Raw genomic sequence first — 19,590 nt, forward strand, 5'->3', positions numbered from 1 at the left:
TCCTGGAGTACTTGCTGGTATGTATGTTGCTATCCGAGGTGCCACTGCCAGCCTTGGGGACATTATGATTACTGCTGGCATCAAGGACCGACCTGATCAAAAGCAATCAAAAAACCCATCCCTTTGCTTGAACAAGGGGATGGGTTATCTGTGGTTGGCAAGAGCATCTGACAGTTCGGCGCGAGCCCAAGGGATACTACGGTGCAACGATCTCTCGGTTAATTTTGCTTATTTTACTGATCACATCGGGTGCGCGGGGATCCGTAACGGCCAGCGGACCAAGATCTTTAATCTGTTGAAAATGCTTTTTATCGGTCGTTACAAAGGCTTGATGATTTGGATAGGCGCTTTGAATTTGCGCCTTCACTTCCTCGCGGATTTTCTTAAGGCGTAATCGATCAAAACCACGGACCTGAACGGCAGTGGTAATTTCATGATCGGTAACGACGGCGGTGCTGGCGATTACACCGGGAACTCGCATAGCCAGATATTGCGCGGTAGCGGCAACGGCGTCGAGCGGCGGCGTGGCATTGAGGTCGCCCATTGACTCCACCGATGTGTATTTAGTCATGTTGCCGCAACCGGTTAGAACGAGGGCCAGAAGCATCAGGACAGCAAGGCGAAAGATAGGCATGATGGTTGTACTCTCCTTGAACATTTAGCGTCATTGAACGTTTAGCGCTACCCATGGAAACTATCCCCGTGGCCGAAAAACCAAGGAACTGAGAAAACCAAAGATAATCGCTGCTGAGATACCGGCACTGGTTACTTCAAAAATACCGGTAAGAATACCGACAACACCGGTCTGCTGCGCTTCCTGCATGGCGCCGCGTACCAGGGCGTTGCCAAAGCTGGTGATCGGCACCGTTGCGCCGGCTCCGGCAAAATCACTCAACGGCTGATACCAACCAAGTCCACCCAGCACAGCGCCGGCCACAACTAGGGCGCTCATCGTATGGGCCGGCGTTAATTTGCCCACGTCCATAAGCAATTGACCGATTACACAGATAAGACCGCCAACAACAAAAGCCCAGAAATAGATTTCCACCGGCAATCCTCCCTTTCACCTAAGCGAATTCAATGGAAACAGCATGGGCAATGCAGGGGATACTTTCCTTTTGCTGAAACGAAAGCGGCGAAAGCAGTGCTCCCGTAGCGATGATCAACACCTTACGCAGTTCCCCCTGGCGCATGCGACGAAGAATGTGCCCGTAAGTGACGGTGGCCGAACAACCGCAACCGCTGCCACCGGCTAATACCTGCGGTTGATCGGGATGATAGATTAAGATACCGCAATCGGTAAAGCGCTCATAAGGCATGTCGATATTGTGCTTCTTTAAGAGATCCACCGCAATGGGGTGACCAACGCGGCCCAGATCGCCGGTAGCGATCAGATCGTAGTCATGGAGCGAGATGGCGCGATCACGCATGTGTGCCGTAATCGTGTCGACGGCTGCCGGGGCCATGGCTGCCCCCATGTTAAAGGGATCGGAGAGCCCCATGTCGACAATGCGCCCAATCGTCGCAGATGTAACGCGTGGCCCCTCGCCGTCATGGGTGAGTACAGCGACGCCGGCGCCGGTAACGGTCCACTGCGCCGTTGGTGGCTTCTGAGAACCGTATTCCGTGGGATAGCGAAATTGTTTTTCAATGGCCGCATTGTGACTGGCCGTACCGCAAAGCACTCGTTGCGCCGCGCCGCTGTCAACGAGTTGAGCTGCCAGGGCCAGGCTTTCCATCGCCGTGGAGCAAGCACCGTAGAGCCCTAAAAAGGGAACGCCGACCGTGCGGGCAGCAAAGCAACTTGGCGTGATCTGGTTCAGCAAATCACCGGCCAGAAAAAACTGAATATCAGCTTTTTCCATCCCGGCCTCACGAATCGCCAATTCGCAAGCTTCTTCCATCATCTTGCGTTCGGCTTTCTCGTAACTGTCTTGGCCGACCCATAAGTCACCATGGAGCAGCGAAAAATCATCAGCCAGGGGACCCTTCGCCTCATAAGGGCCACCGACAGCTGCACTGGAGCGAATGACGGGACGGTTGGGAAAAATCCAGGTCTGATGACCGGTGAGCATGCTTACGTCCCTCCCAGCAAAATCTTAATCAACGCGACAACAAAAGCAGCGACAACACCAAAGACAATGACCGAACCGGCCAGCTTAAACATATTACCGCCAACGCCCAGCACAAAGCCTTCACTGCGATGTTCCAGTGCCGCCGAAGCGATGGAGTTGGCAAAGCCCGTCACCGGCACGGCCGTGCCTGCACCGGCATGTTGGGCCAGGTGATCGTAAACACCGAAGGCGGTTGCCAGTACCGAAAGTAAGATCAAGATGGCCACGGCTGGATTGCCGGCCGTTTTCTCGGTAAAATCAAAATTCCAAAGAAAAAAGTCCTGAATCAGCTGGCCGAAGAGACAAATGGTACCGCCCACAAAAAAAGCCCAGATTACGTTGCGCAGCACCGGACGTTGCGGTTCACGCTGCTTGGCAAAATCCTGATACTCTTGTTGCACCGGCGATAATTTTTTTTTCAGCATGTCCGACATAAAAAAGCCCTCCTCAGCGCTTCAGCAGCGGCTCCAGATCGCGTACCACATCGCTTATGGTCTGGGCCGCACTGGTGTACATCCTTTTCGTAGCTTCGTGCCGGGTACTTAAGGCAAAGAGTTCGCAGTCGGCTTGGTTTTTTTTCAAGGTTGCAAAAAGCAACTCTTTGGTTTTGGGGTGGGGCAATGCAATCGCATCATCAAATAAATCCAGATACAATTGTCCAACCGAGTCCACCTGGGCGATAAAAACATTCTCCTCGGCCACACCGGCTTTTTTCAGTTCCGTGTGCAGCCACCCTCGATTTAACCCCAGGGCAGCCAGCGGTTCGTCCATGATTTCACCGTCGAGGATCACCGTTTGGGGCACACTGGCGTGTCCGACGGGCATGCCTAGGCCCTTGGCCGTAACCGGTTGATTTTCTTTGGCCAGCAACACGCTCATCTCACCGGTGGGCTCCATGATGGCAAATTCCACATCAGCGACATTAAAGACATCTTTGCGGCGTAATCGGCTGAGTAAATCTTCCGGCGTCAGGCGCGCTTCCAGCAGTTTGTCCTCCAGTACTTGGCCGTGATTGATCAAGATGGTTTCACGGCCTTGTATCCAGTCGCGAACGCCCTTGAATTTTATGGCCAAGAATTGCATGGCCATAAACAAAGCTGCCCAGGTGATCAGGAGTACTCCTCCAGGTAGGGTCAGTGCCGGATTGAAGGTCATCATCGCTGCCGTCACACCAAGCACCATCACCGTTACGAGATCAAAAAGCGTAAGTTGACGAGGGCCGATGAGGCGTGTGATAACCAGCACCAGAACAAAGAGAAGCGCAGTCCGCAGTAAAAACATGAGCACATCCGGCATGAATGATCTCTCCTCGTCAGCATTTAATGAAGCGGCGACCCCGGAGTGAGTCATTGAGATGGAAGCAGCTAAAAACCTTTGTACTGCGGCTCTGCGAATTCAAGTTCTTGAACACGCCGCTCAAAATCAGCAATCACTTGATCCAAGCGGTCGATATTACGGCTAAAGATCGCATGAGCTTCCTGATTCTCTTCGATGATGGCAAAGCTTTGCAAGGTAGAACGGGCACCTTTGACACTGGCAAGGGTCTGCTTAACTTGGCTACTGACAGTCACGGGAATAACCTCCTTATTAAAATAAAAGCCGAATAACGTAAAATCCGGCCGGTGAGATTCTATGTATCCCGAGCCCATGCCCGGGATGGAGCTAGGAAATCGGCAAGAAACGAGAAAGCCTGCGAAGGCGTTTTAGAAGCCTTTATATTGGGGTTCTTCTTGCTCAATCTGAGCAATGCGCGGCTCGATGGAATCAATGATGCTTTGCGTTTGCTGGGCAGCTTGAGTGTATAAATCTTTGGCCTGCTGGTTGTTGGTTTGCAGAGCAAAAGTCTCGAAACTGCCTTGGGCTGATTTCAGCCCTGCAAGCGTTTGCTTAACTTGAGTGCCGACAGTCATAGTTCTTACCTCCCTTGCAACGTTTTCCTCTAGAAGTTTGTGAGAATCAAGAAAGTTTCATGCGTCGACGTTGTTCCTATAATATGGAATCGACGGAATGGTTTTCAAAGAAAAAGGGGCTGGGGAATATTTTATGCTTGACAAAAGAAACAAATAGCTTGAAAATCGAATTAAAAAAAGAAATCATATTGTTTATTATGATTGGGAAGTGAATCATGTGAACAACTTAATCAGAAAATTTTATGTTTTAGGCCTTATACTCTCGGTAGTCGTAGCAACCGGGTTATTTTTTCAATATAATTATTTTTATGAAATATTAATGGATGAAAGAACTGTTCTGACAATGCAGTCCAGAGATATTGTCGGAAGTGAGATCAAATCTAAAGTAAGACAAAAGGCTCAAATTATCAGCAATACAACGGAACTGATCGCTTTGGGGATATGCACCGATGAAGAACTTTTAGAATACTTCAAGGCTTTAATGAAACAAGATCCTGCTTTTAATTCAATTTACTTTGGTTCAGTTGATAATGAAATGATCAACGGCAGTGGTTGGGTAAAGCCTGAAACATTTGATTTACGTACGCGCCCTTGGTATGTAAAAGCCGTAAATGAAGGAAAGCTGGTGTTAACGGAAGCTTTTGTCAATGCATCCAAAGACCGATTGATCATTACGATCGCTAAACCGGTTTATAACGCCGAAAATAAATTGCTTGGTGTTGTATCGGGTGATGTCGACGTCAGGGACATCGTTTCCATCATTCATAATGAGAAAATAAGTGAAAAGGGTTACTCCTTTTTGATTGACGGCAAAGGACAAATACTTGCTCATCCTGGTTATGAATATAACTTTTCATCAGGATTAAAGAGTGTCAAAGATATTTCCGCGGATATTCAAGAAAATATATTAAAAAATATATCGGGAATTGCCAAAATAAAATTAGAAGGGGAAGAAGGGTTTTTAGCTTATCAGCCGATTGAAAATACAGATTGGACGATTGCTAGTTTTATTCCCTTAGATGATTACGCAAAGAATTTAATCCAATATTTCAGAATTTTTATCATTACATTAGTTTCATCATTGATGGTATTTTTGATGCTACAATGGCAACAGAAAAAGGATATTCTAGAACCGATTCTCGATTTGGATAAGGATGTAAACCAGATCTCGCTTGAAGACAATATTTCCTACCGCATGCCGATCAACGAAAAAGACCCATTTGAAATTATTCGAAAATCAATTAATAAAATTTTAGATAAAAGCAATAACTATTTATATCAACTAGAGGAAGCTAACCTTGTAAAAGATCGATTCTTAGCTAATATGGGTCATGAAATCAAGACACCGATGAATGCAATTATCGCCTTAAGTCACTTAGCATTAGAGGAAGGACAAAGTCAAAAAACAAAATATTACTTAGATAAAATCCAAGCTTCTGGAAGAATATTGCTGAAGATTTTCAGTGACATTATCGATTACTATCAATTTAATTTAGGGAAGTATCAAAAAAATAATCAAGTTTTTTTTATTGAAAGAGAGATAAAACTGGTTTTGGATATGTTTGAACATGAAATAAACAAAAATAATATCCGATCCATATATCGAGTAGATGAAAATGTTCCTGAGACTCTTCTTGGTGACACAATAAGAATCAGGCAAATACTAATTAATTTAATTGGTAACGCAGTTAAATTTACAGAAAAAGGACAAATTGAAGTGTTTGCATCGGCAACTAACATAACTGCCGATCAGATTAAAGTTTTGTTTACTGTCAAGGATACGGGAGTAGGTATCCCGGAAATAAAAAAAACAACTGTCTTTGAGCTGTTTACGCAAGGTGATGAATCGACCACAAGAAAATATGACGGAACAGGGTTAGGGTTGGCCATCTGCAAACAATTAGCAGATATGATGGGCGGAGAGATATACTTTGAAAGCCAAGAAGGCCAAGGAAGCACATTCTATTTCAAAGTAACGTTACATAAAAACATCGATGATAACCCAGCAGATTCGCTGGACAAGATCGAGCATAGTGCCGGGAAGCTGAGCGCTAACCGTGAAGAAAAAAAAGAAGAAAACCATGTTTCAGCGGAAGAAATGAAACAAAAACTCAACATTATTTTGGATAAAATAAGCATGTTGTTAGAAAGCGATTGCTTCATTGGCAATGATCTAATTGAAGAAATAGAAAACAACATGCCTGATGAAATTATCTTACGAGGTAAAATATTAGAATTAAAAAACAGTCTGGAGTATTTTGATTATGATAAGTCGAGAGCGATTCTGGAAAAAATCAATGATATAAAAAATGGCTAGAGGTGCTCTGAATGCTAGATGCAATATACAGACAAAAAATATTGATCGTTGATGATTCGCGAACAAATATTATTGCTTTAGCTGAATTATTAAAAAATCTGTTTGAGATCAAGGTTGCGAATAACGGTCATACTGCGTTAAGAATTGCTTTAGGTGACGATCCTCCGGATCTTATTCTTCTGGATGTTATGATGCCGGAAATGGATGGATATGAAGTTTGTAAGAGATTAAAAGAGTCCTCCAAAACGAAAGATATACCGGTTATTTTTATTACGGCCCTCGATAGTCCTGATGACGAAGAAAACGGTTTAAAATTAGGTGCGATCGATTACATTACTAAGCCCTTTAATCCAGTGATTGTAAAATCGAGAGTCAGCAATCAATTAAAAATAGTTAGATACATCAAGGAAATCGAAAAAAGTAAAAATGAATTAAGAATAGCCAAGGAAAAAGCGGAAGAAGCGAATATTCTCAAGAGTCAATTTTTATCAAATATTAATCATGAAATACGAACACCGATTAATGGTATTGTTGGATTTATTGAGGTGCTTGAAGTTTCGGCTATCACAGAAGAACAAAAAGAAATAATTGATTATATAAAAAAATCCACTAAAATGTTGCTTGATATGATAAGTGACATTTTGTTCTTATCAAAAATTGAATCGGGAAATTTCGAAACTGAAGAATTTCCTTTTAGCATACACTCTGCGATTTTAGATGCAACTATTTCGTTAGATGCAATGGCGAGAAAAAAAGGTTTGGATTTTAGTGTTGCTATCGATGATAAATTGCCGTTGATGGTAATTGGTGATTCGATGAAATTAAAAGATGTTTTAACCAGAATGGTTGATAACGCGATTAAGTTTACCGAAAAGGGGCAGGTGTCCGTTGAAGCGGAACTAATGGAATCTAATGATGATACGATTAAAATTTTATTTAGAGTCAAAGATACTGGAATAGGAATGTCAGGAGAAATTTTGGATCATATTTTTGAACCCTTTACCCAAGGCGATGCTTCATACAAGAGAAAATATAATGGGGCCGGTGTAGGACTCGCCATTTGCAAGTCGATTTTAGACAAGATGGATTCCCATATTTGTGTAGAGAGTCATGAAGGGATTGGCTCCGTTTTTTCTTTTGTAAAAGAATTCAATAAAATCAAGATATAGTACTGTGTGGTTGCATGCTGACGATGGCACGGTTACCTCATCTATTTAATTAATAATGCGAACAAAGGGGTTAATAAGAATTGAGTGAAGTAGAGAGGGAGAATCGAAAATCAGAATTAAATCACAATGATCAAAACAACCCTTTTTTTAGCATTTCTCACGATCTTTTATGTGTTTTAGATTCAAAAGGTAGAATAATTAAACTAAATAACGCATGGGAACATCATCTTGGTTATAGCAAAACTGATTTAAATAACATTGAATTTGAGAAAATTATACATTGCGATGATTTGCACCGATACAGAGAAGTTTTTACGAAAATTGATGAATCAGAAACAATCGTGCTATTAAATCGAATTAAAAATAAAAATGGAACCTACAATGTTCTATCTTGGAATTTCACCAAATTTCAAGATAATATTTATGGAGCGGCGAAAGATGTATATTCCCGCGGGAATGAAGAGCAACAGGAAGAACTGGTTGTTCGGATCGATAAAAATAATCAATTAACCTATGTTAACAATGCATTAAGTGAGTTTATCGGTAGAGATAAAGAAGAGCTTATTGGTTGCCATCTTGATGGTTTGCTCACTCAAGCAACTGAACAAAATGAAATTCTACCGACGTTATGCCTGGCAGGCAAAAAAGTAGATAAAGAGCAACACTTTCATACTCCCCAAGGCATGAGAGTTGTCGAATGGAAAGATTATGAAATCAAAAACGAAAAGGGTGAAATATTAGAAATACAACGGATCGGCAGGGATATTAGCGCATTTAAACAAGCAATAGGAAGAGCAGAAGCGGAAACGGTATTAAAGGGCCAGTTCCTGGCGAATATGAGCCATGAAATCAGAACTCCGATGAATGGGATACTTGGCATGATTCATCTGGCGAAGATGAAAAGTATAGATAAGGAAGTATTAACGTATCTTCAAAAAATACAACTGTCTTCGCAAAACTTACTTGGTATTCTTAACGACATCTTGGACTATTCCAAGATGGAAACCGGTAACCTTGTAAATCGTGCTTTTTTTATTCGAAAAATCGTAAAAAATATTCTTGACATTTTTTCATTGCAAAAACAAAATAGTAGATTACATCTAAGAACCGTGATTGATTCCCGAATACCGTCTTGTCTATGGGGAGACCCATTAAGAATCAATCAGATTTTAACTAATTTAATCGGGAATGCCGTGAAGTTTACCTACGAAGGTGAAATCACAATTGCAGCCCATCTACAAGGGCGGGATGAAGAAAAGATACAAATCCTTTTTGCAGTGAAAGATACCGGTATTGGAATACCAAAGGAAAAACATAAATTGTTGTTTCAGCCATTTTACCAAGCAAGTACGCTGATGTCTGAAAATCACCATGGTACCGGCCTGGGACTTTCCATTACGAAACGATTGGTTGAATTAATGGGAGGAAGCATCTGGCTGGAAAGCGTGCCTGAACAAGGTTCGACGTTTTATTTCACGGTACCTTTTGCTCAAAAAACGGATGTATCCATAATCCAATCACTGGTTGATAGTAAGGACTTTAATGTACTCATCATCGAAGATGAACCTCGCGATCAGCAGATCTTTGGCGAGAGCATGAGCGCTCTGAATCTCGAATACAGACTGCATGATTCTCAAGAAGCGCTCAACAAGAAAACAGAACCCGAGGGAGGAGTATTTGAAAAGCCTGCTGATTTGGTATTTTTGCCTTATCAGATGGTAGCCAACAATCATGCAAAAGGAACATTAGAAAAAAAATATGCTATTAATTTCGGAACAACACCAACTATCCTGACGATTAACGAGAACAAAGACGAAGACGAAGTCGAGGACGCTAAATCCATTGGAAATGTACATACTGTCGTTGAGTTATTGCATAAACCGCTCCAACCAACGACTGTTCTTCAAGCGATCATCGAACTATTTAGTAAAATCGAAAATATGGTTGATAAATTTGAGCGAGTTAAGAAGCCATTCGATCAAGGGTTAGCCGGTCATTCGGTTTTGATTGTGGAAGATAATCAGGTTAACCGGGAGATAGCACAAGAGATTTTAAGTAATCAAGGATTGCATGTAACAGCAGCTAAAAATGGTGCGGAAGCAGTAGCATTGCTTGGAGAAAATGATTTTGAACTCATCCTAATGGATATTCAGATGCCTGAAATGGACGGATATCAAGCAACAAGAATGATCCGATCGATGCCTGACAGCCAAAAAAATCAAACTCCGATCATTGCCATGACAGCCCATGCGATGGCCGGCGATAGGGAACAGTGTTTTCAAGCCGGTATGGATGACTATCTCTCGAAGCCTGTTGAGCCGGAAGCGTTAATCCATAAAGTCGCTTTGTGGTTACATAAAAAACGCGATTCTTCGAAGAAAAAAGAAGCCACAAAGCCATCCATACCAGAAGCGATAAAACCGTCCATAACCATTAGCGATTGTCCAAGCCTTAACCCCGCCGAGGGATTGCGTCGCTTGGGCGGCAATCGGAAGCTTTACAGGATGCTTTTGCATACATTTTTAGATGATTTATCAGCAAAAACACAGGCGATGGTTCAACAAGCGGAAAAAGGGGACTGGGATCAAGTAAATGAACTAGCGCATACGATTAAAGGTTCGTCGGGCAATGTAGGTGCCTTGGCTGTCATGGAGATATGTAAGAATATTCAAGGGGCTATTGTTTGGGGCGATACACCGCGACAACTGATTCAAGCGCTTTTAGAGGAAAAATCAAGACTTGGGCAAGCGATTGAAGCCTTGGTCATTGATGACCGAAACCAAGAGCCTGTTGTCAATGGGGGCCATGTTGATGGTCATCAAATTCAAAATGAGCCATACCGGCAAGAGTTATTGGCAAGATTTTATTGTCTTCTGCAAAAGGATCTCTTTATCGAAGATGATTTCCTGGCACAGATCATAAAAATACTGGCCCATGAAAAGGCGGCGGAAGACTCTTTACATGAATTAAAGCAAAGTATCGACAACTTCGATTATAAGCAGGCGCAGGCGATTCTGATGCAAATCGAAGGTCTCCCATCGATGAGGAGATCATAAAAGAGGCCATCCCCATGGCGTTAACCACGGGGATGGCCTCTTTTTTAGATGGGAATCGGTTTATTATTATTCCAGTAAAACAATTTATTCAAGCGTTTGTTATTATGCCAGTAAAACAATTGACCGTCTGCTTGCTTTTCATACTTAAAACCGTTTTGTCGAAAGGCTTCTTCTAACTTAAGGTACGCTGAGAAGCCCGATGAGTTGGCATACTCGGTATATTGATTGGAGATTTCTACGGACGATGGATAGCCGGTCTCAAAGTAGCGCAATAAACTTTCCATGGAACGTCGCTGGTAGTTAATGCTTTCCCGTTGGACTCGATGATACTCGGCAAACTCAGGGGGAACATATTCGCTGTCCATCAGGGCCAGGTACTTGTCACACGCTTGCAAGCATTCTTGGGCGATGGGAGCCAATTGATCGATGGCACTGCCGATCTCATCTTTGCGCTGGAAAATTAAATTCAGTTCTTTATCATACCTGTTATGCTCGGCGAGATAATTCACTTGTTCGGCCGTGAGCAATCGATCACCAAAAGTGCTTTGTTGATAGAAGTAAGCACTGAGAGTAGCGACGATAGTGATCACGATCAGCGCCGCCCATAATCCGGCATAGGGAATTTGATTGGGCCGGAAGGACTTAAGGCGGTCAAGTTTTTCAGCTAGTGAAGGTTCAACGGTAGGTGTCGGTTGTATCGCTTGATTAAATTCGGTCGGGGTTTCCGAGAGACTCATGGTCGAAACACCTCGTTATAAGGATTATTGACATATAAGGAAGCGATAGGCCGGTGTTTCCGATTCGCCAGGGAGAGAAGCGGAGGAAAAAAGAAAAGAAAAGAACAAATGGGATGGAAGATAGGCGAAAAAGGCGAAGAATAAAAAGTTTCAGATAGAGCATATAGGAAAAATGAGGGAGATGTCAAGTGATAAGCTAGAAATAAGGTGCGTGGAAAAATAAGTATTTCAGGTGAATCGTTGATATTAATATAAATTATAAGATGGGGCGTGAATTGATGATTTGAAATTGATGGAAAAAAATTGGGTTAGCCATGATAATTAAATTTGTAAGGATTGTATCATAAAAATCGTTGGTAAGGTAGATAAAATAGAGCGATCAAAATAAACAAACCCCGCTCAGCTCCCGCGGTTGATCTAAGGTGCATAGCGAGGTTCTATACATAATCAAGTAACCGTGACTGGAAACCTGTTTTTACTTCCAATACTCGAATTAACAATTATACAGCAGGAAAAAAAGTCTTAAAAAAGAAATAAACTATGCTCTACGAGTAGATTACGATGTTACGTTGTTCCCACATTAATGTTTGGTTTTCCGTACCACCGATGCGTCATGCTTGCTCCTGCCGCTTTGCACGATCAAAGACGGTCCGTGCCAGTTTTCGACAAGGAGGTAGAGCATTTTTTGAAGCCGGAAGAATTAGATGCTATTCTTGATGTAAAGCGATTAAAGCGAACCTTTCATGGCTATGAACCGGGGCAAGTCCAAGAAGTACTTACGCTGGTAGCCCAACTTTACCGTGAGTTATATCATCAGCGAGCCCTTTTGCAACGCGAGTTGGGCACGTATCAGTGGAAAGAGGAGTATATCAAAGCAGCCTTGATTCGTGCTGAATTAACGGCCGCTGATATTGAAAAAGCTGCCAAGGAAAAAGCGCGGTTGATCAAAGCGACAGCCGAGGCTGAAGTCGCAGCGTTGCGGAAGGACGCCCGTGAGCAACTGCGTTTTGTGGAGAAGACGCTGCACCAGATCTTCAACGATGGACAAGTATCTCCGGAAAAACTCCGACAGATGAATGATTGATTCCGACATATGAATGATTGATCAAGGAAATGGTAATTGATCAAGGAAAACGTAAGCCCCTGAAGTCCCAGCGTGGGATTTCAGGGGCTTTGTCGATCAAGCCTATAGATGCGGTTCACTACCTGTTGCACGAAAGGCAACTAAGTCTTCTAGGAATTGATGATGTTATGCAGAAAAGCTCTTAGCAGATAAACGTTTGCTCCAGAGCATAAAGCGGGGACGCCGAGTCCGACCTTCTCGTTCCAAGCGGGCTGTTTCTTGCTGCCAATCGGCAAAGCGGTTGGCCATTACTTCTTGGGCGGTGATCAGATCCTTCTCCAAATCCTCCATGATCGAAGTGGTGTCTTCCATGACGCGGATCAGGTCGCTGAGCGTTTTTTCCATACGTTCAAGACCATGTTCCACAGTTAACACCTCCGATAAAATCGAACGATTCTCCTACAACTGATATTCCCAATATGCTGCGATGCGGCGACCACCTCCTAAGGCAACTTGTTTTCCAGATGACCGTTTCCAGTGCCATGACTGTGCCATGCCCGGAACGTTGAATTATTTAGACGGCACGGCCCGGATAAAAAGGAATTGGCTGAGCTCCGGAACTTTTTCTTTAATTTCGACTAGTAGTTCCGGGCTTACATCAAGCAAGGTTGCCTGTTGATTGAGCACGGCTGTAATAAAGGAAATGATTTCTGCTGATAACCCCGACGCGGGCGACAAGCGAGCCAAGGGGAGGGTCCCCTTGGCATCGATGTGCCTCAGTTGTGCACCCCAGGTGCTGGCAAAACGGGATAAGTGCTGCGGGAATTGAGACAAGTCTTTTTCCAATGCCTCATAATCAAGGTCGGGCAAAGGTGGCGTTAAGGGGAGCGAAAGTCGTTTGAGCAGTATCGCTTGCCGGCAGTAGCGAATCCACCAAGGCAGTATTTCACCAAGATGCTCTTTGGCAGTTGTATAGGTTTTTTGCCAGTCCTGTTGTAGATGCCGTGCCCACTGTTGCCAAGAAGCAAATGTTGATTTTAAGGTCAGGCTTTGGGCTTTACATAGGTTTTGACGCAACCGCTGCAACGGATCTTCCCGGTAATCACTGATGATGGCCCGGGCGAGCAATGCCGATAGGATTACCAATCGATGCTCCTCGGCAAATGCGGGCGAGGTCAGCCAATCCTGCACATGGGCGAGGATGCTGTAATTAGCATGGAGTTGATGGAATCTTGTACTGTACAAGGTAAGTTGATCAGTCGTATCGGCCAAGGAGGTACAGCAAGGCGGAATCGGGGGCATTAATGATTCGTATTCTTGTAACCAGCGATGCCAGGGAAAAGCTTCGGAATAATTACCTTGTTGTGCATTCTCGGTTAGGGTGCAGCGGATCGATTCCATCGTACAACGGAGGTCCACATGCTTTTGTTGAATCGCCGACCATACCGGAGCCAGCGCCTGCTGCCAATTTTCGATGGCCTGAGTAAGGGGTTCGCCATTCCAGATAAACTCTTGTGGTATCCTTTGGCTATCCAACTGCAACATGAAGTCCAGGGAATCCAGGGAATTCAGCCCGTGGTAGTGATTCGCCGGGCTAAAGCAGCCTTGCGGTGCAACCTGATCCGGCTGCAGGTCAGGTATTGCTCCACGCAGGATACCCTTTTCGCTGTTGGGGAACCAATCATCAAAAAAGTCATTGATCGCGCCCTGTTGCTCCCTAGACCAATGAGGGCGAAGGACTGCTTGCTCCGGGGATTCGAACATGGTGGCTGTTCGCCAATGCCAGGCCAATTCAGGCAGTGTGCAGTTCAGGTGTCTTGCCAACTGATCCTGCCATGTTTGGTGAAGTAGTTCCCCTTGCAAGATCAAGGCTACACCGGCAGGATGGCGAAGCAAGCGATGGTAGAGGGAGGCTTTGGCTTTGCCCGTTGCTTGGGTGTATTGGTAGAAATCAAAGGCTGAGGAACCGATGCTTCGCGGGACGCAGATGCCTGGATCAGTATCGATGCCTTCAAGCTGAATCGGGATCGGCAAGCCATCAAAATTTGCTTTTCGTTGTAAGACGCTGTGGGTCCGTGCATGTGAAGGTGCACAAAACATATTCATCGGGACAAGACTCATAATGAAGTAGGCAATGCCTTGCCGTAATCCCGCCAGGTCTTCACTTCTGGGTGCGCCCTGGGATAACCATTGGTGAATGGCTTCATAACCAAGGTCTGCAGAAGAGGCTGCACAATTGTTGGGTGGTGAATCCGTTATCATCATTGCTTCTTTACGATCCAATTAAATTGATGTTGAAAATAAGCCGGTGAAGGTAGATCAGGACAGCATGTCAGTTCGAGATACCCTGCCCGGGCCAGGTGCAGGAAGGTGGCGGCAATCGGTGTGGCCACATCGCCGTCGCTGCATTGCCACGGGAGGAAGGTCGTAAGGTGTAAATGGAGAAAGTCATACAAAGTTCCCTGGCTTTGGGGCCATGCCGCAACGATAGCGGTGACGGTGGCCGGACGAATGAGGGCGTAAAAGCCAGAGGGAATACGGTAGCCTAAACCGAGTTGATCCATGTTCGTACGCCATACACTGATGTGTTCGGTGCTGCAGGGCTCCGGCAAGGGAAAGCGGTTGGCCCGGCGGTACAGGTCGGTGTGAACGAGCCGATTGGGTTTAATAAAAATTTCCTCGTAGAGTCCCATAAACCATGGATCCAGGTGATGAACAGCTTGACCCGGTGTCTGTTGAATCGTTCGAAGCCGTTGCAAGAGGTCCAGCGGAGTGAGGCTGCCGATGGGCTCATTGTTGACACTGCAAAGGGATGTGAGGAACTCAGGACTGTCAACGGTTGTGAATAACAATGATTTCACTCCGATTTCGTAGTTACTGTTTACGTCCGAATAAGACGACGAAATTATAGTATTTGTACATGCAGTCGACATCTCGAAAACCGGCTTGACGCAGCCAGGTTAGTTGATCGTCTAAGGGAGACATTTTATCCAGCTTTTGCCGTTCGTAGGCAGCGTGGATCTCTGCTGCCGACAAACCGCTGGCTTCAACTTTCGCGCGCCAATCGCTCATATAGGTTGTTTCTAACCAAGGTGTAGCGCCCTGCACTTGGTCCGCATTGATAAAAAGACCGTTGTCACTAATTGTATCGTAAATTTGTTGATAAAGCTTTTGTTTCTCCGGACCGGTTAAGTGATGGATCGACAAGGAGGAAATGGCCACATCGTACTTTTCCGGAAAGGAGTATTGTGTATAGTCAGCAGCGATATAAGTGATATTGGGCCGGCCTTGAAAGCGTTTTTTGGCGATATCGAGCATGTTTTCGGCGATATCAATCAGCGTCAACTCGGCGTCCGGGTAGACTTCCAGTAAAAAGGCGGAGAGCAATCCGGTGCCGGCACCGATATCGAGAATTTTCGGTGCTGGTTTTTTCGTATTGGCCAAAGCCACAGCAATGGAATAGAAATCATCAAAGCACGGGATTAACTGTTGCCGTTGCCCGTCGTATTCCTGAGCACAAGCATTGAATTTGTGTTGTAACGATTCTTTTTGCGTATGCAATGAAAGCACCTCTCATACAGCTTATTTGTGTGCGCTTTGAAGACTCAGCGATTCGTTCAGGCTGCCCGAGCGAAATCCGGCCAGGTCCAGGGTAACATAGATAAAGCCGATGCTTTTCATGAATTGAACGACCTCGGTCGCTAGGGCCACAAGTGCGGTCATCTGCTGAGGATCGACTTCAATCCGCACAATATCGTTGTGGTAACGGGCACGCACCTGCGCAAAACCTAATTCTTTCAAATAGGCTTCAGCTTGAGCGATTTGGTTGAGGCGCTCGGAGGTGATACGAATCCCGTAAGGGAGGCGGGAGGAGAGACAGGGGGAGGAAGGGCGGTTCCAAGTGGGTAATTCAAGTTCTTGGGAGAGGATACGAATTTCTTGTTTGGTGAGACCGGCTTCCAACAGGGGACTACGCACGTGCATGTGCCGCGCTGCTTCCATGCCGGGTCGATAATCTCCTTGATCATCGGCGTTGTTACCATCGAGAATATAGGGAATGTTTTTTTCGCGAGCGATTTCCCAGAGCCGTTCGAAGAGGGCTGTTTTGCAGTGATAGCAACGGTCGCTGGGATTGCTAACAAATTCTTCGCGGCTGAACTCATCGGTAGTAACGGTGAGAAAGGTTGCATCCATGCTAGCAGCCAGCCGACGGGCTTCGTCAACTTGCGCAGGCGTCACTGTACCGGATATCCCCAATACACCGATCGCTTGATCACCCAGTGTGTCTCGCGCAACTTTCAATAAAAAGGTGCTGTCCACGCCGCCGGAATAGGCGATCAACACAGTGCCCATCGTCTGCAGCAGCCGTTGTAATCTTTGATATTTTTCCCGGAAAGCCATGTGATGCCTCCTGTTACCTCTGTTTCGCGCGCTGGCGTTGGTCCTATTGTAGCGTTTTCATGATGCCCCTTCAATGCCGGTGCTAGCGGTCTGACCGGTGGCGGGAGTAAAAAATAAAAACATTTACTGTTAATACATAGTTGATTTCCTCTATTGCCGTGCTATAATTTAAGCAGGAAAAGTGTAGCCATAAGGAGGTGGAATACAATATGTTTCGTGAACTTTCGGCAGAAGGGGATATGTTGCGCAGATCTGCTATGGCCGCCCGTGGAGGGGTTAGTTTCTTCCAAAGTGAAGAATGCAAAGATTGGTTGGAAAAGTGTGTAGTATGCTTCAAGGAAGAAAAGATTGATGACATGTTTATTGATGCCGTCATTGCCTTGATGGACGAATCGCAGGCGAATTTTCGGCGGTTCGATGAATTGTTGTCAACAGTTCGTTGGTTAGCCAATTTGGAATCAAATGGTGGGGGTTGTTCATGCCGCGGCAATCAGTATGTATGGTGCTAGTTTTTGGCCCAAAGCAGACACTCCAGGGTAGAAACCAAACGGGACGTTTGCAAATCGTAAAAAAACATATTCCTGACAAGTAAAAGCCCCTATTGGACGAGCCAATGAGGGGCTTTTTTTGTTGCTTTTAGAATTTAAATTTGGCGATTTCTCGCTGCATTTCGGCGGCAAGGTTGGCCAGCGCCATGCTGGCGTTAGCGATTTCGTTGAGCCCGGCCGTTTGTTCTTCCACGGAGGCGGAAGCTTCTTCCGTACATGCGGCATTTTGTTCGGCGATGGCCGATAGATTTTCGATGACATGGATGATCTCTTGCTTTTTCTGTTCCATCGCTTCACCGGAGCGGTTGAGCGCTTCAATGACAGCGTTAGTTTGCTCGATGGCCCCGGAGATGCCTGCAAATTTTGAGCGTGTTAGCTCCACACTGTGGGCTTGATCGCTGACAAGGCGTGAAAGATGATTCATCGTTTCTACGGCGTTCGACGTTTTGGTGATCAGGTCCTGTACGATTTCGCCGATTTCTTCTGTAAAGGTACTGGATGCTTCGGCCAGTTTCCGGATTTCCGTGGCGACGATCGTAAAGCCTCGTCCGGCCTCACCGGCCCGTGCTGCTTCAATGGCTGCATTGAGTGCGAGGAGATTCGTTTGGCCGGCGATGCTTTTGATCATTTCACTGGCCGTGCCGATTTTTTCGGCGCTTTGATCGACATGAACGACGACCTCATAGATCGCTTGCGCTGATTTCTGACTGGCATTGGTTTTTTCCACAAGGTCTTGCAAGATGCGGTTGCCTTCGTCTTTGAGCTTCACGACCGTTTCCACGGCGCTGTACAAATGTTGACGCCGTTGCTGATCTTGGTCGATGATTTCGCCCATACGATTGATTTTCCCCGCGCCTTCTTCGGTGTTGCGGGCTTGCTCACTGGCACCGGTGGCAATCTCTTCGATGGTGCGGGCAATTTCATCAGCGGCTTGTGCCGATTGCTGACTTGTTTCGCCCATGTTCTGCGCCGAATCGGTCACTTTTTGAGCTGCATTGCGCAGTTCTTTAAACAAGTTAACCACATTGGTTCGCATGTGGGACAGTGACTCGGCCATCGTACCGAGTTCGTCGTTGCGACGGGAGTTTAAGTTGGTTGTACCTTCGGAAAAATCATAGTGGCTGAGCTGGTCAAGCACATGAGTAACGTCGATGATCGGCCGGGCGATTGTGCGAACCGAGAAAAAGACCAAGACGGCAATGATGACCACACCGAGAAGAGCGATCAAAACGAGCTTAAACACCATCGCGTTGGTTGCTGCAATGATTTCTTTTTGCGGAACCGTAATCGCCACAGACCAAGGTGTTCCCGTATCGCCAAGCGGTACCGGCACGTAACTCATGAAGATGTCTTCACCCAGTTCTGCCGAGTATGTGGTGTAAGCAAAGGGGTTGCCGTTACGGATGACCGATAGGATATCGGGACCGTTGCTGTTTGCAAATTCATCGGCCCTTTTGCCAACCAGTTCCGGCTGAGGATGGGCAACGACGATACCTTGGTTGGTAAGTAAACGGCCATAGCCGTTTTTCAGGGTATCCGTTGCTGTAACGAGTTTTTGCAGTTGATCGACGGCGATGTCGATACCGACGGCACCGATGGCCTTTCCTTCATGATGAATCGGGAAAGCAACCGTCGTTATCAGGATTTTGCGTCCACCGATCGTGGCCTCGTAGGGCTCTACGATGGTGGCTTTTTCATTTTTGAAGGGGAGTAAGTAGTAATCGCCTTCACCCGGTGTGGTATAGCCTTGGAGCGGTTCGACTTGAATCGTGCCGTTTACGCGGTTCCAATGCGGAATAAAACGTCCGCTGCTGTCATGGCCCGGGCGGTTGATGTAATTGCGATCTTTTCCATCAAGGGCATTGGGTTCAAAGGCGCACCACACGCCGAGTATGTCTTCGTTATCTTCAAGCATGGCTTTGAGCAATTCATTGGCCGTATTGCGATTCACTGTGGCTTCGTCCTTACGCATGCCTTCCATAACAGCAGCTAAGGTCCGTGCGTTGTTGAGACGTATTTCCAGATAGGCCTGGGCTTGGCTGGACAGCGCTTGACCATCGGCGATTGCCAGGCGGGTAGCATCCTCTACATCAAAACGGTAGAACGTAATGCTTGTATAAGCGGTCATCACCGAAAAGATCAAGATAACAGGTACGAGAATAAGAGACAACATTTTTACTTGAAGCTTCACAAAACAAACCTCCTTGTCTGTCTAAATCCATAATCGTGTTTGCTTCTTTATTCTTTTTCGGCGATATCCTTCGCTCTTCCTGCC

General features: G+C 45.6%; 19 protein-coding genes. 5 read left to right on the top strand and 14 right to left on the bottom strand.

Annotated elements, in window-relative coordinates:
* Positions 1-196: 196 nt before the first annotated feature.
* The 7 genes from EDD73_RS07210 to EDD73_RS07240 form a co-directional block, all read right to left on the bottom strand.
* Complete coding sequence (locus tag EDD73_RS07210; RefSeq protein WP_165876372.1) at positions 197-634, bottom strand: YhcN/YlaJ family sporulation lipoprotein; 438 nt, start codon at positions 632-634, stop codon at positions 197-199.
* A 60-nt stretch (positions 635-694) separates the two neighbouring features.
* Positions 695-1,048: a stage V sporulation protein AE gene (spoVAE, locus tag EDD73_RS07215; protein ID WP_131919115.1), complete on the bottom strand. Its 354-nt coding sequence runs from the start codon at positions 1,046-1,048 to the stop codon at positions 695-697.
* A gap of 19 nt (positions 1,049-1,067) precedes the next feature.
* Complete coding sequence (spoVAD, locus tag EDD73_RS07220) at positions 1,068-2,075, bottom strand: stage V sporulation protein AD (protein ID WP_131919116.1); 1,008 nt, start codon at positions 2,073-2,075, stop codon at positions 1,068-1,070.
* Between the two features lie 2 nt (positions 2,076-2,077).
* The gene (spoVAC, locus tag EDD73_RS07225; RefSeq protein ID WP_131919117.1) at positions 2,078-2,548 is read right to left on the bottom strand and encodes a stage V sporulation protein AC; all 471 of its coding nucleotides are present in this window, start codon (positions 2,546-2,548) and stop codon (positions 2,078-2,080) included.
* A gap of 13 nt (positions 2,549-2,561) precedes the next feature.
* Positions 2,562-3,410, bottom strand: a complete 849-nt coding sequence (locus tag EDD73_RS07230; RefSeq protein ID WP_131919118.1) for a DUF421 domain-containing protein — start codon at positions 3,408-3,410, stop codon at positions 2,562-2,564.
* Between the two features lie 68 nt (positions 3,411-3,478).
* Positions 3,479-3,685, bottom strand: a complete 207-nt coding sequence (locus EDD73_RS07235; RefSeq protein ID WP_131919119.1) for a DUF1657 domain-containing protein — start codon at positions 3,683-3,685, stop codon at positions 3,479-3,481.
* Positions 3,686-3,817: 132 nt separating this feature from the next.
* Positions 3,818-4,024 carry a DUF1657 domain-containing protein gene (locus tag EDD73_RS07240; RefSeq protein WP_131919120.1) on the bottom strand — a complete coding sequence of 69 codons (207 nt, stop codon included), beginning with the start codon at positions 4,022-4,024 and terminating at the stop codon, positions 3,818-3,820.
* 217 nt (positions 4,025-4,241) lie between these two features.
* On the opposite strand from EDD73_RS07240, the gene EDD73_RS07245 reads away from it, so the two are divergent.
* The 3 genes from EDD73_RS07245 to EDD73_RS07255 all read left to right on the top strand — a co-directional run bounded on the left by EDD73_RS07245 (position 4,242) and on the right by EDD73_RS07255 (position 10,566).
* A complete protein-coding gene (locus tag EDD73_RS07245) occupies positions 4,242-6,341 on the top strand; it encodes a sensor histidine kinase (protein ID WP_131919121.1) in 2,100 nt (699 codons plus the stop codon).
* Positions 6,342-6,352: 11 nt separating this feature from the next.
* The gene (locus EDD73_RS07250) at positions 6,353-7,510 is read left to right on the top strand and encodes an ATP-binding response regulator (protein WP_131919122.1); all 1,158 of its coding nucleotides are present in this window, start codon (positions 6,353-6,355) and stop codon (positions 7,508-7,510) included.
* Positions 7,511-7,590: 80 nt separating this feature from the next.
* The gene (locus tag EDD73_RS07255) at positions 7,591-10,566 is read left to right on the top strand and encodes a response regulator (RefSeq protein WP_131919123.1); all 2,976 of its coding nucleotides are present in this window, start codon (positions 7,591-7,593) and stop codon (positions 10,564-10,566) included.
* A gap of 44 nt (positions 10,567-10,610) precedes the next feature.
* On the opposite strand, the gene EDD73_RS07260 is transcribed toward EDD73_RS07255, so the two are convergent.
* Positions 10,611-11,303, bottom strand: coding sequence for a hypothetical protein (locus EDD73_RS07260; protein WP_131919124.1), 693 nt, complete (start codon positions 11,301-11,303; stop codon positions 10,611-10,613).
* Between the two features lie 685 nt (positions 11,304-11,988).
* Here EDD73_RS07260 and EDD73_RS07265 point away from each other — a divergent pair.
* Positions 11,989-12,387 carry a DivIVA domain-containing protein gene (locus EDD73_RS07265; RefSeq protein WP_165876373.1) on the top strand — a complete coding sequence of 133 codons (399 nt, stop codon included), beginning with the start codon at positions 11,989-11,991 and terminating at the stop codon, positions 12,385-12,387.
* A gap of 165 nt (positions 12,388-12,552) precedes the next feature.
* Here the strand turns inward: EDD73_RS07265 and EDD73_RS07270 are convergent, their stop codons facing one another.
* From EDD73_RS07270 to larE, 5 genes are all read right to left on the bottom strand, one after another.
* Positions 12,553-12,792: a hypothetical protein gene (locus EDD73_RS07270; protein WP_131919126.1), complete on the bottom strand. Its 240-nt coding sequence runs from the start codon at positions 12,790-12,792 to the stop codon at positions 12,553-12,555.
* A 144-nt stretch (positions 12,793-12,936) separates the two neighbouring features.
* Positions 12,937-14,631, bottom strand: a complete 1,695-nt coding sequence (locus EDD73_RS07275; RefSeq protein WP_131919127.1) for a hypothetical protein — start codon at positions 14,629-14,631, stop codon at positions 12,937-12,939.
* The gene (locus EDD73_RS07280) at positions 14,628-15,218 is read right to left on the bottom strand and encodes a hypothetical protein (protein ID WP_131919128.1); all 591 of its coding nucleotides are present in this window, start codon (positions 15,216-15,218) and stop codon (positions 14,628-14,630) included. Before EDD73_RS07280 ends, EDD73_RS07275 begins: the two co-directional genes overlap by 4 nt.
* 22 nt (positions 15,219-15,240) lie before the next feature.
* Positions 15,241-15,927 carry a class I SAM-dependent methyltransferase gene (locus EDD73_RS07285; RefSeq protein WP_131919129.1) on the bottom strand — a complete coding sequence of 229 codons (687 nt, stop codon included), beginning with the start codon at positions 15,925-15,927 and terminating at the stop codon, positions 15,241-15,243.
* Between the two features lie 21 nt (positions 15,928-15,948).
* On the bottom strand, positions 15,949-16,767 hold the full coding sequence (larE, locus tag EDD73_RS07290) for an ATP-dependent sacrificial sulfur transferase LarE (protein WP_131919130.1): 819 nt from the start codon (positions 16,765-16,767) through the stop codon (positions 15,949-15,951).
* Between the two features lie 209 nt (positions 16,768-16,976).
* Between larE and EDD73_RS07295 the strand changes: the two genes are divergently transcribed.
* Entirely contained in the window at positions 16,977-17,276 is a 300-nt protein-coding gene (locus tag EDD73_RS07295) for a hypothetical protein (protein ID WP_131919131.1), read from the top strand.
* 127 nt (positions 17,277-17,403) lie between these two features.
* Here EDD73_RS07295 and EDD73_RS07300 read toward each other — a convergent pair whose 3' ends face one another.
* Positions 17,404-19,506: a methyl-accepting chemotaxis protein gene (locus EDD73_RS07300; RefSeq protein ID WP_131919132.1), complete on the bottom strand. Its 2,103-nt coding sequence runs from the start codon at positions 19,504-19,506 to the stop codon at positions 17,404-17,406.
* Between the last annotated feature and the right edge of the window lie 84 nt (positions 19,507-19,590).

It is taken from the genome of Heliophilum fasciatum, assembly GCF_004341395.1.
GTDB lineage: Bacteria > Bacillota > Desulfitobacteriia > Heliobacteriales > Heliobacteriaceae > Heliophilum > Heliophilum fasciatum.

Bases quoted from the DNA above. Each gene is read 5' to 3' on its own strand.
- EDD73_RS07210 (WP_165876372.1), bottom strand. From the start codon at position 634: ATGCCTATCTTTCGCCTTGCTGTCCTGATGCTTCTGGCCCTCGTTCTA.
- spoVAD (WP_131919116.1), bottom strand. From the start codon at position 2,075: ATGCTCACCGGTCATCAGACCTGGATTTTTCCCAACCGTCCCGTCATT.
- spoVAC (WP_131919117.1), bottom strand. From the start codon at position 2,548: ATGTCGGACATGCTGAAAAAAAAATTATCGCCGGTGCAACAAGAGTAT.
- EDD73_RS07230 (WP_131919118.1), bottom strand. From the start codon at position 3,410: ATGCCGGATGTGCTCATGTTTTTACTGCGGACTGCGCTTCTCTTTGTT.
- EDD73_RS07240 (WP_131919120.1), bottom strand. From the start codon at position 4,024: ATGACTGTCGGCACTCAAGTTAAGCAAACGCTTGCAGGGCTGAAATCA.
- EDD73_RS07250 (WP_131919122.1), top strand. From the start codon at position 6,353: ATGCTAGATGCAATATACAGACAAAAAATATTGATCGTTGATGATTCG.
- EDD73_RS07260 (WP_131919124.1), bottom strand. From the start codon at position 11,303: ATGAGTCTCTCGGAAACCCCGACCGAATTTAATCAAGCGATACAACCG.
- EDD73_RS07275 (WP_131919127.1), bottom strand. From the start codon at position 14,631: ATGATGATAACGGATTCACCACCCAACAATTGTGCAGCCTCTTCTGCA.
- larE (WP_131919130.1), bottom strand. From the start codon at position 16,767: ATGGCTTTCCGGGAAAAATATCAAAGATTACAACGGCTGCTGCAGACG.
- EDD73_RS07295 (WP_131919131.1), top strand. From the start codon at position 16,977: ATGTTTCGTGAACTTTCGGCAGAAGGGGATATGTTGCGCAGATCTGCT.